A 14,137-nucleotide genomic window follows, 5' to 3' on the forward strand; every position below is an offset into this window, starting at 1 on the left:
CCGGCCTGTTTTGTGCTCGGTGCGCGGGGCTTACAGGTAGCCCAGCTCGGCCAGGTAGTCTTTCAGCATGGCCAGCGCCTTCTTGGCGTTGTCGCTGCGCTTGGCTTCCTCGTCCCACATTTTCTGGGCGGTCTGCACCAGCTTGTCCTGAACGTCGTCCGGCAGCACATTGACTTCAACGCCTTGCTCGGCAATCGCCTTGGCCAGAGTGATGCGTTCCTTGTACTGGTACTCGTTGGTGCGGATCCAGAACTGCTCCTGCAGAGTGTCCTTGACGATTTTCTGCATGTCTTCCGGCAGCTTGTCGAGCGCTTTCTGGCTGACAATGATCGCGTCGGTGCCGGCGATGTTCAGGGCCGGCTGGACGTGGTACTTGGCGACTTCGTAAAGCCCCATGCTGAACGCGCCCTGTGAGGCTCCCCAGTGGGCGCCGTCGACAATGCCGGAATCCAGCGCGGAGTAGAGCTCACCACCCGGTATGTAGGAGGCGGCCGCACCCGCTTCGGTCAGGAAGGTCTGCAGTGCGCCGGACGAACGGATCTTCAGGCTGGTGAAGTCGTCCCAGCTATTGATCGGCTTCTTCACCACCATCTCGGTCGGGTAGACCTTGTCAGTGGCCCAGTAGACACCATGCTCGGCAGCCTCTTCCCGAAGCATTTGCTCGAAGCCCAGGTTCTGGTGGAAGTAAGCGGCCTCCCAGACATTGCGGAAGGCGAACGGCAGACCGGAGGCAATGCCGGCAAGGGAAACCTTGTCCTGGGCGTAGGCCGGAGAAATGGTGCCCATCTCGAGAATGCCGCGGCTGACGGCGTTAAAGGTTTCCTTGGCCTTGAACAGGGCGCCGGCTTCGTAAAGCTTGAGCTTCAGGCGTCCGTCGGTGCGCTCATCCAGAACCCGCTGAAGCCGTTCGAGGCTGTCGGTGTAGGAGCTGCTGGAGCCCGGCCAGTGGGATTGCACCTTCCAGGTATAGGTGTCCTGGGCAACGGCCGGGCCGGCGCTCAGGGCAGCGGAAAGTCCCAGGGTCAGGGCCGACGCGTAAACGGTCAGGGTTTTGCGGGCATGTGCAAAAAGAGTCATGACGGGCCTCATTCGTTGTTGTAGTGGAGTCTTTTTGAGTTTCACTGTGCAGAATTGATAACTGCATGGTGAATTTATGTTCTCTGAATCTATCACAAGATTGGTCGTTTGCAATAGGATGTTTGGCGGCGACAACCCAAAACTGTGTCAGAAGGATAGCCCAATGATCGATGTCCAGCAGGCCGACGGCGTTCTCCATCTCGTGATCAACCGTCCGGACAAGAAGAACGCGCTGACCCGCAGCATGTATGAGGCTCTGGCCACTGCCGTGAACGGTGCCAACGAGGATTCGCAGGTCAGTGCCATGGTTATTTCGGGGGCCGGAGCCGTGTTCACCGCCGGTAACGATCTGGATGATTTTCGCGCCCGCGCCACGGATGACAACCCCAGGCCGTCGGCGGGACTGGCGTTCATCGAAACCCTCATGAACTGCGATATCCCGGTGATTGCCGCCGTTGAAGGGCTGGCCATTGGTATCGGCACCACCATGCTGCTGCATTGCGATACCGTAATCTCGGCCCGGAGCGCCACCTACAAGACCGCGTTCGTTGATCTCGGGCTGGTGCCGGAAGCGGCGTCGACGGTGACCATGACGCTGCATCTGGGCGCCCGTCGGGCGGCCGACCTGTTATTGCTCGGTGAAGTGCTCAACGGTGACGAGGCCCGGGAGTGCGGGCTGGCCAGCCGGGTGGTGGAGGATGGCACCGCTGTGGCAGAAGCGCTGGCGCTGGCCCAACGGCTCGCCAGCAAGCCGCGGGAGGCCCTGAGGGCCAGCAAACGCCTGATGCGCGCGCCCTGGCGGGAACAGATCAAGGCGGCGCTGGAACGGGAGCGGGCCGTATTCTCCGAGCGACTCCGGTCGGACGACTGCCGGGCCGCACTGGACCGACTGGCCCGACGGTGACCGTCAGTGCGTGTTTCTGTCCCAGTAAGGAGCGCGCAGCTCCCGTTTGAGCACCTTGCCGATGGTTGAGCGCGGCAGCTCCTCCCGGAACTCGAGGCGGGCCAGACGCTGGGACTTGCCCAGCCGTTCATTGGCCCAGTCGAGGATGTCGGCCACGCTCTCGGTGTACCCGGGGCGCCTTACCACCAGTCCCAGCGGGGTTTCGCCCCAGTGCTCACTGGGAATCCCGATGACCGCGGCATCCGCCACGGCCGGATGGGTCAGGAGCACGTTCTCCAGATCCACCGCGTAGATGTTGAACCCCCCGGAAATGATCATGTCCTTGCGACGGTCGAGAATGTAGACGAAGCCGTCCTCGTCTATGCGTCCCATATCGCCGCTGCGGTAGAAAATCTCGCCTTCCGGGCTGGTCCACAGCATCTCCTGCGTCTGTTCGGGCCGGTTGATGTAGCCGCGCATCATCGAGATGGCGCGCCCGACAATCTCGCCAATCTCGCCCTGCCCCAGTTCCCGGCCTGCCTCGTCAATCACTCGTACCTCGGCGCCTTCGGTGGGCGTTCCTACCGACTCCCACTTGTCCGGGTGGGCGGCACAGTCCAGACAGGTGGAAATGCCGCCCTCGGTCAGGCCATAGACTTCCCGGATGTTGCCGGGCCAGCGGGCCATGGCATCGGCGATGATCTCGGCCCGTAAGGGCGCACTGGTGCAGAGTTTCAAGCGGTAGCTGGACAGGTCAAACCGGTCGAAATCCGGTTCGGCCAGGATGCGCTGGTACTGCACCGGGACCAGCATGGCGTGGGTGACCCGGTGCTGCTCCGACAGCTCCAGGAACCGGTGCGCGTTGAATTTCGCCATCAGGACCAGGGTGCCGCCGTAGAAGAGGGTCGGCAACACCGACACCAGGGTGGTGTTGGAGTACAGCGGGGTGGAAACCAGGTTGATGGCATCGCCGTCCAGACCGAACCGGCTCATGCGCCGGATCTGGCGCTGGCGGAACCGGTAGTCGTGCAGGATGCCCTTGGGCGTGCCGGTGGTGCCGGAGCTGTAGATGATATTGAAGGGATCGTCCAGGGTGACGGGCGCCGGCGCAGGGGTTGCAGAGGCGCCGTTCAGCCACTCAGTGAGACCGGGACCGATGCCCTCACCGTTGCCGCAGAGCGCCAGAATGCGACTGTCGTCCAGGCTCGTCAGCTGGGACCGAAAGGCCTGCAACAGCTCGGCATTTTTGGGGGAGACGAACAGGAACCGGGCCTCGCAGTCCGCCAGCATCAGGGTCAGCGAGTCTGAACTCGCCATGCCGGACAGCGGCACCATACACCCGCCCGCCACCAATGTGCCCAGGTACAGCGCGACATAGTCCGCGCTGTTCTCGGACAGGGCCGCGACCGACTGGCCCGGTTCGAGCCCGGCCTCCCGGAGGCGGTTGGCAATCCGGTTGACCCGGTCCATCAGGTCGCGCCAACTGACGGTCTCCCGCTCGTCAATGAGCGCGGGTTGGTCGCCCCGCTGCGTGGCGTGCGTCTGAATCTGGTGTCCGATGGGGGTCAGGGTTTCCCCGGCCTCCGCGGGTGCATAGACGGGCATCGATTGCATGTTGTTTTTCATTTTCTGCCGCTCCGGTGCTATGGTGTTTTATCTAGTGAAATTACCTTTCGAATATATTGACTCAAAACCGGAAGGCGTGACAAATTAATGAGCAAGCTAAAACCGCCAAGACAAAAACAATGCAGACACATGAGGGGTAAGTGGCATGGCGCGTTTTGATAACCGGACGGCCATCGTGACCGGTGCCGGCAGCGGAATTGGTCGGGCAACCGCGCTGCGTCTGGCCCGGGAAGGGGCCCGCGTGGTGATGGCAGATACCTCCGAAGCGGGACTGGTGGAAACCGAAAACAGCCTGCCCGAGGGCTCGGAATGCCTGCGCCGTGTGGTGGACGTAGCCGACGAAGCGCAGGTGGCGGCTCTCGTGGACGAGACCCTGGCCAGCTTCGGCAAGATCGATGTCCTGTGCAACATCGCCGGCATCGCCAGCACCACGGGCAACCACCCGCCGGTGACGGGCAATGAGCGGGAGGAGTGGGACAAGGTCCTGTCGGTAAACCTGGTGGGTACCATGCTCCTGATCAAGCACGTGGCGCCACACATGCAGGCCCGCAAGCTGGGTTCGATCGTCAATACGGCGTCGGTAGCGGGCATTCGCTCCGGCGCCGGCGGTAACGCCTACAGTGCCTCCAAGGCGGGTGTGATCAACCTCACCATGACCGCGGCCTGCGATCTGGGCGCCGACAATGTCCGGGTGAACGCGGTCTGCCCCGGCCTGGTCGAGAGTGGCATGACCCGGGCGGTGTTCGATTACGCCCGCGCCAACGAAAAAGCCCACAAGCTGGGCTCCCGCTGCGAACTGCGGCGCTACGGCGACCCCGAGGAAATTGCGGCGGCCATCCTGTTTCTGGCCAGTGACGACGCCAGTTACATCACCGGCCAGGCCTTGGCGGTGGATGGTGGCAACACCGCGTCACTCAACCTGCCGGGGATGAAAGTCTGATGGGCGATCACGATTCCGAGTTCCTCCATGGCACCGAGCTGCCAGGCTTCCACAGCCTGCTGGGTTATCAACAGGCGGAATGGGGCGAGGGCGAGGCGGTCATTGCGCTGGAACTCCAGCCCCGGCACCTGAACCTCGCCGGCGTGATTCACGGCGGCGTACTGACCTCGCTGCTGGACATCGCCATGGCGCAGGCCGGCACCTATTGCCCCTATCCCGGTCGAATGCGCAAGGCCATCACCCTGTCGCTGACCACCACGTTCACCGGCCAGTGTTCGGGCGGAACCATCCGCGTGACGGGCCGCAAGCGTGCCGGTGGTTCCCGGATTTTCAACAGCACCGGTGAAGTCCACGATGACCAGGGCAACCTGCTGGCCATTGCCGAAGGCACCTTCCGGATCCGGTCTGGCAGCGACAAGCCGGAAGGTGTCCCGATCTGAATTTTTGACAAGACCAACAAGAGGAAGCGGGCATGTTTGACCTGTCTGACAAGGCAAAAACACTGCAGGCGCAGTTGAACGAGTTCATGGATGCGCACATCTATCCGAACGAGCACAAGCACCATGAGCAGGTCGAGCAGGCCGAGAACCGCTGGGCGCCGGTGCCGATCATCGAGGAACTCAAGGTCAAGGCGAAGGCCGCCGGACTGTGGAACCTGTTCCTGCCGGAGAGCGAGTACGGCGCCGGGCTCACCAACTTCGAATACGCCCACCTGTGCGAGATCATGGGCCGGTCAGAAATGGCGCCGGAAGTGTTCAACTGCTCCGCGCCGGACACCGGCAACATGGAAACCATCGCCCGTTACGGAAATCAGGAGCAGCAGGACCAGTGGCTGAAACCCCTGCTGGCCGGTGAGATCCGCTCCTGTTTTTCCATGACCGAGCCGGATGTCGCGTCCTCGGACGCCACCAACATTGCCTGCGAGATTCGTCGCGAGGGTGATGAGTACGTGATCAACGGCAAGAAATGGTGGTCCTCCGGTGCCATGACGACCACGACGAAGATTGCCATCGTCATGGGCAAGACCGACCCGACGGCGGAAAAGCACAAGCAACAGTCGATGATCCTGGTGCCGCTGGACACGCCCGGCGTGAAGATGATCCGCCCGCTGACCGTGTTCGGCTACGACCACGCGCCCCACGGCCACGCCGAGATCCACTACGACAACGTCCGGGTGCCGGCCAGCAACATGTTGCTGGGCGAAGGTCGCGGATTCGAGATCGCCCAGGGCCGTCTCGGGCCGGGCCGCATCCACCACTGCATGCGCACCATCGGCGTGGCCGAGCGGGCGCTGGAGCTGATGTGCAAGCGCGCCAACGAACGCGAAGCTTTCGGCAAGCCGCTGTCGAGCTTTGATTCCATTCGCAAGGACATCGCCCGCAGCCGCATCGAGATCGAACAGGCCCGCCTGATGACCCTGAAGGCGGCCCACATGATGGACACCGTGGGCAACAAGGTGGCCCGCCAGGAGATTGCCATGATCAAGGTGATTGCCCCGAGCATGGCGCTGAAGGTCATCGACCGGGCCATCCAGGTGCACGGCGGCGCCGGGGTCAGTCAGGACACCTTCCTGGCATCGGCCTGGGCCAAGGTGCGTACTCTGCGGCTGGCCGACGGTCCGGATGAGGTGCATCTGGATTCCGTGGCCAAGCTGGAGCTTCGTCAGTATCGCTGAGTCGAGTATGAGGATCGAATGATGAACAACCCGCTTTTTGACATGACCGGCAAGGTGGCCCTGATTACTGGCTCCACCAAGGGTATTGGCCGTTCCATTGCGGAAGAAATGGCGCGCCTGGGCGCGAAAGTCGTCATCTCCAGCCGCAAGGCCGACGCCTGCGAGCAGGTGGCCAACGAGCTGAAGGAGCAGGGCTTCGAGGCCCTCGCCATTCCCTGCCATGTCGGTAAGAAAGAAGACCTGCAGAACCTGGTCGAGAAAACCAACGCAACCTGGGGTGCCATCGATGTCCTGGTGTGCAACGCCGCCACCAACCCGGTCTACGGCCCGACGTCGGAAATGACCGACGAGGCCTGGGACAAGATCATGGACACCAACGTCAAGGGGACCTTCTGGCTCACCAACATGGTGCTGCCGCAGATGGCCGAGAAAGGCGAAGGCGCCGTGGTACTGCTGTCCAGCATCGCCGGTATCCGGGGCAACACCACCATCGGCACCTACGGCGTGTCGAAGGCCGCGGAAGCGGCGCTGGCCCGGAACCTGGCGGTGGAGTGGGGCCCGAAGGGCATCCGCATCAACAGCATCGCCCCCGGCCTGATCAAGACCGACTTCGCCAAGGCGCTGTGGGAAGACCCGGTTCGGGTCAAGCGCGCGGAAGACAAGACGCCGCTTCGGAGAATCGGCGATCCGGTCGACATCGCCGGGCTGGCGGTGTTTTTGTCCACCAAGGCCAGTGCCTATATCACCGGGCAGGTGATTGTCGCTGACGGTGGTGAAACCATTTGTTGAGGCAGGGCCTTTTGATTGGCGGTGGGCCGGCGAGTGGGTTGCCTTTCTTCCGGGAAAAAGAACTCGCTGCGCTCAGACACCTTTGTTCCCTGCAGAAAGGCAACCCACCCGCCGTCCGCTGAATCCGTTGCGGGCTGCGGTACGCAAAGAGTTAAAGAAGGCTGAGACGATGAGTATTGAGCCGGAGTTGGTGGAGGTTCTGCCAGCGCACAAATTTGACGAGTCCGGGCTTTTGGTTTGGCTGCAACAGGAGTTGCCGGAGATTGGTAGCCGCTTGGAGGTCAAACAATTTCAGGGTGGCCAGTCCAATCCCACGTTCCTGCTGGATACCGACAGTGGCCGTTACGTCCTGCGCAAAAAACCGCCTGGAAAGACGCTGCCCTCCGCCCACATGGTGGAGCGCGAATATAAGGTGATGCGCGCCCTGTCCGAGCACACCGACGTGCCGGTTCCCAGGGTTCGGTTGCTGTGCGAGGACAGCGAGGTCATCGGCACGCCGTTTTACGTCATGGACTACCTGGAAGGCCGGATCGTCAGCCATTCGGCCTTGCGGGCGCTGGACCGTCATGAACGACTGCCGGCCCATCACTCTGCCATCGACACCCTGGCGAAACTGCATTCGGTGGACGTCAACGCTGTCGGCCTGGGCGACTTTGGCCGGCCCGAGGGTTACGTGGCCCGTCAGGTGTCGCGCTGGACCAAGCAATATCTGGCCTCCAAGACTGACGATATGCCGGCCATGGACCAGTTGATGGCGTGGCTGCCCGAAAACCTCCCTGCCAATGATGAGTGCGCCATCGCGCACGGGGACTACCGGTTCGGCAACCTGATGCTGGCGCCGGATAAGCCCGAGGTGATCGCGATCCTGGACTGGGAGCTGTCCACCCTTGGGCATCCGCTGGCGGACCTCGCCTATTACTGCCTGCCTTATTACCTGCCCTCGGATATGGAAGGGATGCGGGGGTTGCAGGGGGAGGACCTTGAAGCGCTGGGGATTCCCGACGAGCAGGAAACCATCGCCCGCTACTGCGCCCAGACCGGTCGCGACGGCATTGAGGACTGGCACGTGTACCTGGCGTTCTCGCTGTTCCGTCTCGCGGCAATCCTGCAGGGGGTCTACAAACGGGCCCTGGATGGTAACGCCGCGAACGCCAATGCCCTGGATGTGGGTAAACGGGCCAGTCTGCTTGCCCAGGTGGGCTGGAAGATTGCCAGCGAAGGAGCAAAGCGATGACCGGACCCATTGTTCAACGCATCCTGATCACCAACGACGACGGCATCAACGCACCGGGGTTGGCGGTACTGGAAGCGATTGCCGGGAACCTGGCCGAGGAGGTCTGGGTGGTGGCGCCGGAGCACGATCGCAGTGGCGCCGGGCAGAGCATTTCCATTCACGACCCGCTGCGGGTGTACGAAACCGGCCCGAAACGCTATGCGGTGTCTGGTACGCCGGCGGACTGCGTGCTCTATTCCCTGGCCAAGTGGTTTGAAGAGACCCCGCCGGACCTCGTGTTGTCAGGTGTGAACTGTGGCGCCAACATCAGTGATTCGGTGCAGTACTCCGGCACGGTCGGGGCGGTGCTGAGCGCGGTGCACATGAACATCCCCGCCATTGCCCTCAGCCAGGCGTTCCTGTCCCGCGAGGGGATCCGGTGGGACCCGGTGCAGCGCTTTGGCGAGGCTGTGATTCGCATGCTCTGGCAGCCGGATACGGTTCGGGCCTGGAACGTCAATTTTCCGGCCTGCGAGGCCGGTGCCATTGACCGGGCGCGCTGGTGCCGGCAATCCACCGGTTCGATTCAGCGAGCCCGCCTGATGGCGGGCCGGGATGCCCGGAGTCTTCCTTATTGGTGGCTGGGGTTTGACCGCAACTCCCAACACATCGTTGCCCCGGACGCCGACGTGACCGTGCTGCGGAACCAGGCCATCGCCATCACCCCCCTACGACACGAAGACCCCCTGCCCGGGGGCGTCAACGAATTCGATCTGTCCGCATTGGCGGCTGACTGATTAAAACCTGGAGAACAACAATGATGTTCACGCGCCATTACAAGGTCTGGCCCCACGAACTGCCCAAGACCATGACCCTGCCGAAGACCAGTGTGTTCACCAATCTGGAGATCTCGGCCCAACGGTTTCCGGACCACACGGCGATCATTTTCTACGATGCACCGATCACCTACCGTCGGCTGCTGGATGAGGTCGAGGCCATGGCGGGCTACCTGCAGGCCCAGGGCGTCAAGAAGGGTGACCGGGTGCTGCTGTACATGCAGAACTCGCCCCAGTACGTCATTGCCTACTACGCCATTCTCCGTGCGGATGCCGTGGTGATTCCGGTCAACCCGATGAACCGGGCGGCGGAACTGGAGCATTACATCGCCGATACGGGGGCTTCCGTGTGCCTCGCCGGCCAGGAGCTGGCCGGATTTATTTCGCCGTTGCTGATGGAAACCGATCTTGAACAGGTGGTGGTGGCGTCCTACAGCGCTTACATCAAGCCAGATACCGATCTGGACCTGCCGGCGGAAGTGGCGGCGCCGGTGTGGTCCGAAGAGCGCCCCGGCATGGTGAGCTGGGAAGCGGCCATGGCCGCTCATCACACGCCGGCGCCCCACACCGCGACGCCGGAGGACCTGGCGGTCATTCCCTACAGCTCCGGAACCACCGGTGCGCCCAAGGGCTGCATGCACACCCACCGGTCGGTGATGGCCACGGCCGTCCATCGGGTGTTCTGGAATCTGAGCACCCCGGACAGCGTGCAGCTGGCCACCCTGCCGTTCTTCCACGTGACGGGCATGACCGGCTCCATGAACGGTCCCATTTACAGCGGTTCGACATCCGTGATCATGACCCGCTGGGAGCGCACCACGGCGGCGCGCCTCATTGAGCGCTACAGCGTCACCGGCTGGACCAACATCGTGACCATGGCGGTGGACTTCCTGTCCAATCCGGACATCGGCAAGTACGACCTTTCCAGCCTCAACATGATCGGGGGCGGCGGCGCCGCCATGCCGGTTGCGGTGGCTGAAAAACTGAAAGCGATGACCGGGCTGGACTACATCGAAGGCTATGGCCTGTCCGAGACCATGGCAGCGACCCACATCAATCCGAACGCCAACCCCAAACCCCAGTGCCTGGGCATCCCGGTGTTCGACGTGGACAGCCGCATCATCGATGTGGAAACCCTGGAAGAAAAGGCCCCGGGCGAGACCGGCGAGATTGTCTCCTGTGGCCCCCAGGTCACGATCGGCTACTGGAACCGACCGGCGGAGACCGAGGCGGCCTTTGTGGAAATCGACGGCAAACGCTTCTTCCGCACCGGAGATCTGGGTTACTACGACGAGGATGGCTATTTCTTCATGGTCGATCGGGTCAAGCGCATGATCAACGCCTCGGGCTTCAAGGTCTGGCCGTCCGAGGTGGAAGGTCTCATGTACCGGCACCCGGCCATCCATGAGGTCTGCATCATTTCCTCGCCCGATCCCAAGCGGGGCGAGACCGTGAAGGCCTGCATCGTGCTGACTCCGGAGGCGGACGGCAAGACCACGGTCGAGGACATCACCGGCTGGTGCAAAGAGCAGATGGCTGCCTACAAGGTGCCCACGCTGGTCGAGTTTGTCGACTCGCTACCGAAGTCCCCTACGGGTAAGCTGATGTGGCGAGCTCTGCAGGAAGAGGAATGGCAGAAAGAGGAACGACGGGCATGAGCGAACACCCGAGCATTCTGATTGTCGGCGCCGGTGCTATCGGCGGTTTTTACGGTGCCATTCTCAAGCAGGCCGGCTGTCCGGTCAGCACGGTACTGCGCTCGGAATACGACGTGGTGAAAGCACAGGGTATCCGGATCAGCAGTCCGCTCGGGGATCTGTCCTATCGTCCCGATCATGTCTACCGTGACGGCGACACGCCGGAGGTACCGCCGGATTACCTGATCCTGTGCGTCAAGGTGTTACCCGGTGTCGACCGGGCAGAACTGGTGCGGCCCTGGATGGGACCGCACACCCGCCTGGTGCTGATCGAGAACGGTCTGGACATTGAGCGGGAGCTGGCGGAGGCGTTCCCGGACAACCCCATCATCAGCTGCCTGGCGTTCATTGCCGCCAGCCGCACCGAACCGGGCGTGGTGGAGCACAAGGCCTACGGCAAGCTGGTCATGGGGCGTTACCCCGAGGGCATCGATGAGGATTGTCGGCGACTTTCCGAGCGGTTTGTCGAGGGCGGCATCAAGGTCGACCTGACCGAAGCCGTGGTGGGGGAGCGCTGGCGCAAATGCCTGTGGAATACCCCGTTCAATCCGCTGTCGGTCATCGCCAACGGCGCGGACACCCGAACCATCCTCGACACCGAGGGTGGCGAAGCACTGATCCGGGCGATGATTGCCGAGGTGATGGCGGTGGCTGCAGCGGAGGGCTACCCCATGGACGAGTCGCTGATTGACCAGAACATCGACGGCACCCGCAAGATGCCGCCCTACAAGAACAGCATGGCCCTGGACTACCTGAACGATCGTCCCATTGAGCGCGATGCCGTACTCGGTAACGTGGTCGCCATCGCCGAGCGTCATGGCATCGCCGTTCCCCACCTGAACACCGTGCTGGTTACGCTGAAGATGCGTGCCGCGCTGGAGGGCCGGGCCTGAGGGCCCGGACTGCCAGTCAGATTACGTACATCACCAGGTTTTCCGCGACACAGGCAGGCTTGTCCTCGCCCTTGATCTCCACGGTGGTGTGGTAGCTGGCCAGATACCGGTGCTCGTCCACCTGACTGACGTCCAGCAGTTCGACCCGGGTGCGGATGTCCGAGCCGGCTTTCACGGCCGAGGGAAACCGGAGCTTGTTCATGCCGTAGTTGATGCTGGCGGTGGTGCCGCTTACCTGCAAAACCTGGGTGTTGAGCTGGGGAATCAGCGACACGGTCAGGAAACCGTGGGCCACCGGGCTCTTCCAGGGGGCTTCCCGGCGAGCCCGCTCCACATCCACGTGAATCCACTGGTGATCCCCGGTGGCGTCGGCGAACGCCTGGATCATCGCCTGGGAGATGGTGTGCCAGGGGCTGTGGCCGATGACCTTGCCTGTGTAGCGGTTCAGTTCGTCGAGTGACGGGGTGAGCATGGCATTCTCCTTAAACCGCGTAGCCCGGATTCTTGCTGTCGAGCAGGCGCAACAGTGCCGGCCAGGTGAGTTTGGCCGCCGCGCCCAGGTTCTGTGATTGCTCGGCGGTGGTCTGAACAGCCTGTTCCGACGGCATCCAGGTGGGGCCGCAGCTTTGCGCCTTGACCTGAATTTCGCAGGCCTTCATCAGGAAGTACAGGTAGGTGAAGGTTTCCGGCACGGTCTGGCCGGCGGTCAGTACGCCGTGATTGCGCAACAGCATCATTGACTTGTCGCCCAGGTCCCGGATCAGCCGTTCCCGCTCGTCCAGGTTCAGGGCAACGCCCTCGTAATCGTGGTAGCTGAGGTGGTCCAGGCACAGCATGGCGGTCTGGCTCAGGGGCAGCAGGCCATCCCGGTGCGCCGACACGGCCACGCCGTCGGCAGCGTGCAGGTGCATGACCGCACCGGCATCCTCGCGTCCCATATGGACGGCGCTGTGGATGGTGAACCCGGCCGGATTGACCCGGGCAAGACCGCCGGCCGCCACCACCTCGCCCTCGCGATCCACCTTCACCAGCGACGACGCCGTGATCTCATGGAACAGCAGGCCATAGGGGTTGATCAGGAATTGATGGTCGGGGCCGGGCACCCGCGCCGACAGGTGGGTAAAGACCAGGTCGTCCCAGCCGAACAGCGCCACCAGCCGGTAGGCGGCCGCCAGTTCGGTACGTACCTGCCATTCCGCTTTGTTCAGGGTGTCGGTGTTGGTGCGTTGGGTGTCTGTTGTCATTGTGATCACCTCAGTTGGTCCGGAACCAAAAAAAGGGGGTGGCCTGAAGGGCACCCCCGAACAGGACCTCTGACTGGAAGGAGAGAGGTCCCAGGCTCACTATCGAAGGGGTTAGCTGGCCTGTAACAGACTGGCGTACCGTTCCAGGTGGAAATCATCGTCGCCCAGCTGATGGTTGATCATGATCAGCCGCTTGGCGTAGTGGGCGAAGTTGTATTCCCAGGTCATGCCGATGCCGCCGTGGGACTGGATGCCGTTCTCGGAGATGAACTGGCCACTGCGGCCAATCACGTTCTTCGCGGCCGCCAGAATCCGGCGCCGCTCGTCGCTCTGCTCCGCGTCGGCAACGCTGGCCGCCAGGATGGCCATCGAGCGGGCCTGTTCCAGCTCGGACATCATGTCCACCATGCGGTGCTGGAGGACCTGGAATTTGCCGATGGGCACGCCGAACTGCTTGCGCTGCTTCAGGTAATCCAGGGTCAGCTCGTTGGCCATTTCCATGACGCCCACGGCTTCGGCGCACAGGGCCGCAATGGCGCGGCCACTCTGGTATTCAATCACCTCGCCAGCCTCGCCTGCCGCTCCCAGCAGGGCGTCGGCGCCAACCTTGACGTTGGTCAGGGTGATGTCGCAGCCCCTGGAACCGTCGATCGTTGGGTAGGTCCGGCGCTCGACACCGTCGGTGTCCGGGCTCAGGGCGAACAGGCTGATGCCGTCGGTATCGCGGCTGTCACCGGAGGTGCGGGCGGACACCAAGATCAAGTCGGCACAGTGGCCGCCGATCACCACGGCCTTGCGGCCATTGAGTACGTAGCCGTCACCGGATTTTTCGGCGCGGGTCTCCACATCGTTCAGGTTGTAGAAGCTCTGCGGCTCCTGCAGTGCCACGGCGGCCCTGAGCTCGCCACTGGCAATACCGGCCAGCCATTGTTCTTCCTGGCTGTCGTTGCCGGCGTGGGCAATCAGGCCGCCGCCCAGAATCACGGATTGCAGGTACGGTTCAAGGCACAGGCCACGGCCGAGCTCAGTCATGACCGACTGGACCTCGACGCCGCCTCCGCCGAAGCCGCCCAGTTCCTCGGAGAAGGGAACGGCGGTCAGGCCGAGTTCGCTCAGCTGTTTCCAGAAATCCTCGCTGAACCCGGCCTCGGTTTCGCTGAATTCCAGGCGCTTCTCAAAACTGTATTCACCGCGCACCAGGCGGGCCACGGTGTCCTGCAGCATCTGCTGCTCTTCGTTCAGTCGGAAATCCATGGTCGCCTCC

General features: G+C 62.8%; 14 protein-coding genes. 9 read left to right on the forward strand and 5 right to left on the reverse strand.

Annotation, left to right across the window (positions count from 1 at the left end; translation table 11 throughout):
• Positions 1 to 30: 30 nt before the first annotated feature.
• Positions 31 to 1,077 (reverse strand): TRAP transporter substrate-binding protein DctP, encoded by a 1,047-nt coding sequence (dctP, locus tag KXD86_RS12370; protein ID WP_218636311.1) that lies wholly within the window; start codon positions 1,075 to 1,077, stop codon positions 31 to 33.
• Positions 1,078 to 1,240: 163 nt separating this feature from the next.
• Here dctP and KXD86_RS12375 point away from each other — a divergent pair, with 163 nt between their 5' ends.
• Complete coding sequence (locus KXD86_RS12375; protein WP_218636312.1) at positions 1,241 to 1,981, forward strand: enoyl-CoA hydratase/isomerase family protein; 741 nt, start codon at positions 1,241 to 1,243, stop codon at positions 1,979 to 1,981.
• Positions 1,982 to 1,984: 3 nt separating this feature from the next.
• On the opposite strand, the gene KXD86_RS12380 is transcribed toward KXD86_RS12375, so the two are convergent.
• Positions 1,985 to 3,586 (reverse strand): class I adenylate-forming enzyme family protein, encoded by a 1,602-nt coding sequence (locus KXD86_RS12380; RefSeq protein WP_218636313.1) that lies wholly within the window; start codon positions 3,584 to 3,586, stop codon positions 1,985 to 1,987.
• A 145-nt stretch (positions 3,587 to 3,731) separates the two neighbouring features.
• On the opposite strand from KXD86_RS12380, the gene KXD86_RS12385 reads away from it, so the two are divergent.
• From KXD86_RS12385 to KXD86_RS12420, 8 genes are all read left to right on the forward strand, one after another.
• On the forward strand, positions 3,732 to 4,526 hold the full coding sequence (locus KXD86_RS12385; protein ID WP_218636314.1) for an SDR family NAD(P)-dependent oxidoreductase: 795 nt from the start codon (positions 3,732 to 3,734) through the stop codon (positions 4,524 to 4,526).
• Positions 4,526 to 4,966: a PaaI family thioesterase gene (locus tag KXD86_RS12390; RefSeq protein ID WP_218636315.1), complete on the forward strand. Its 441-nt coding sequence runs from the start codon at positions 4,526 to 4,528 to the stop codon at positions 4,964 to 4,966. The genes KXD86_RS12385 and KXD86_RS12390 overlap by 1 nt, the downstream gene beginning before the upstream one ends.
• 32 nt (positions 4,967 to 4,998) lie before the next feature.
• Complete coding sequence (locus KXD86_RS12395; protein ID WP_218636316.1) at positions 4,999 to 6,201, forward strand: acyl-CoA dehydrogenase family protein; 1,203 nt, start codon at positions 4,999 to 5,001, stop codon at positions 6,199 to 6,201.
• Between the two features lie 21 nt (positions 6,202 to 6,222).
• Positions 6,223 to 6,990: an SDR family NAD(P)-dependent oxidoreductase gene (locus KXD86_RS12400; RefSeq protein WP_218636317.1), complete on the forward strand. Its 768-nt coding sequence runs from the start codon at positions 6,223 to 6,225 to the stop codon at positions 6,988 to 6,990.
• Positions 6,991 to 7,159: 169 nt separating this feature from the next.
• Positions 7,160 to 8,224, forward strand: coding sequence for a phosphotransferase (locus KXD86_RS12405; protein ID WP_218636318.1), 1,065 nt, complete (start codon positions 7,160 to 7,162; stop codon positions 8,222 to 8,224).
• On the forward strand, positions 8,221 to 9,000 hold the full coding sequence (surE, locus tag KXD86_RS12410) for a 5'/3'-nucleotidase SurE (RefSeq protein ID WP_218636319.1): 780 nt from the start codon (positions 8,221 to 8,223) through the stop codon (positions 8,998 to 9,000). Before KXD86_RS12405 ends, surE begins: the two co-directional genes overlap by 4 nt.
• 23 nt (positions 9,001 to 9,023) lie before the next feature.
• On the forward strand, positions 9,024 to 10,697 hold the full coding sequence (locus KXD86_RS12415) for a long-chain fatty acid--CoA ligase (RefSeq protein ID WP_218636825.1): 1,674 nt from the start codon (positions 9,024 to 9,026) through the stop codon (positions 10,695 to 10,697).
• A complete protein-coding gene (locus KXD86_RS12420) occupies positions 10,694 to 11,629 on the forward strand; it encodes a ketopantoate reductase family protein (protein ID WP_218636320.1) in 936 nt (311 codons plus the stop codon). The genes KXD86_RS12415 and KXD86_RS12420 overlap by 4 nt, the downstream gene beginning before the upstream one ends.
• Before the next feature lie 16 nt (positions 11,630 to 11,645).
• Here KXD86_RS12420 and KXD86_RS12425 read toward each other — a convergent pair whose 3' ends face one another.
• The 3 genes from KXD86_RS12425 to KXD86_RS12435 form a co-directional block, all read right to left on the reverse strand.
• Positions 11,646 to 12,101 (reverse strand): MaoC family dehydratase, encoded by a 456-nt coding sequence (locus tag KXD86_RS12425; RefSeq protein ID WP_218636321.1) that lies wholly within the window; start codon positions 12,099 to 12,101, stop codon positions 11,646 to 11,648.
• Positions 12,102 to 12,111: 10 nt separating this feature from the next.
• Positions 12,112 to 12,873, reverse strand: a complete 762-nt coding sequence (locus tag KXD86_RS12430; RefSeq protein WP_218636322.1) for a class II aldolase/adducin family protein — start codon at positions 12,871 to 12,873, stop codon at positions 12,112 to 12,114.
• A gap of 111 nt (positions 12,874 to 12,984) precedes the next feature.
• On the reverse strand, positions 12,985 to 14,127 hold the full coding sequence (locus KXD86_RS12435) for an acyl-CoA dehydrogenase family protein (protein WP_218636323.1): 1,143 nt from the start codon (positions 14,125 to 14,127) through the stop codon (positions 12,985 to 12,987).
• Positions 14,128 to 14,137 lie beyond the last annotated feature (10 nt).

It is taken from the genome of Marinobacter arenosus, from assembly GCF_019264345.1.
GTDB classification, from domain to species: Bacteria; Pseudomonadota; Gammaproteobacteria; order Pseudomonadales; family Oleiphilaceae; genus Marinobacter; species Marinobacter arenosus.

Excerpts from the sequence above, each read along its gene's own strand:
- dctP (WP_218636311.1), bottom strand. The coding sequence starts at position 1,077 with ATGACTCTTTTTGCACATGCCCGCAAAACCCTGACCGTTTACGCGTCG.
- KXD86_RS12375 (WP_218636312.1), top strand. The coding sequence starts at position 1,241 with ATGATCGATGTCCAGCAGGCCGACGGCGTTCTCCATCTCGTGATCAAC.
- KXD86_RS12380 (WP_218636313.1), bottom strand. The coding sequence starts at position 3,586 with ATGAAAAACAACATGCAATCGATGCCCGTCTATGCACCCGCGGAGGCC.
- KXD86_RS12385 (WP_218636314.1), top strand. The coding sequence starts at position 3,732 with ATGGCGCGTTTTGATAACCGGACGGCCATCGTGACCGGTGCCGGCAGC.
- KXD86_RS12390 (WP_218636315.1), top strand. The coding sequence starts at position 4,526 with ATGGGCGATCACGATTCCGAGTTCCTCCATGGCACCGAGCTGCCAGGC.
- KXD86_RS12395 (WP_218636316.1), top strand. The coding sequence starts at position 4,999 with ATGTTTGACCTGTCTGACAAGGCAAAAACACTGCAGGCGCAGTTGAAC.
- KXD86_RS12400 (WP_218636317.1), top strand. The coding sequence starts at position 6,223 with ATGAACAACCCGCTTTTTGACATGACCGGCAAGGTGGCCCTGATTACT.
- KXD86_RS12405 (WP_218636318.1), top strand. The coding sequence starts at position 7,160 with ATGAGTATTGAGCCGGAGTTGGTGGAGGTTCTGCCAGCGCACAAATTT.
- surE (WP_218636319.1), top strand. The coding sequence starts at position 8,221 with ATGACCGGACCCATTGTTCAACGCATCCTGATCACCAACGACGACGGC.
- KXD86_RS12415 (WP_218636825.1), top strand. The coding sequence starts at position 9,024 with ATGTTCACGCGCCATTACAAGGTCTGGCCCCACGAACTGCCCAAGACC.
- KXD86_RS12420 (WP_218636320.1), top strand. The coding sequence starts at position 10,694 with ATGAGCGAACACCCGAGCATTCTGATTGTCGGCGCCGGTGCTATCGGC.
- KXD86_RS12425 (WP_218636321.1), bottom strand. The coding sequence starts at position 12,101 with ATGCTCACCCCGTCACTCGACGAACTGAACCGCTACACAGGCAAGGTC.
- KXD86_RS12430 (WP_218636322.1), bottom strand. The coding sequence starts at position 12,873 with ATGACAACAGACACCCAACGCACCAACACCGACACCCTGAACAAAGCG.
- KXD86_RS12435 (WP_218636323.1), bottom strand. The coding sequence starts at position 14,127 with ATGGATTTCCGACTGAACGAAGAGCAGCAGATGCTGCAGGACACCGTG.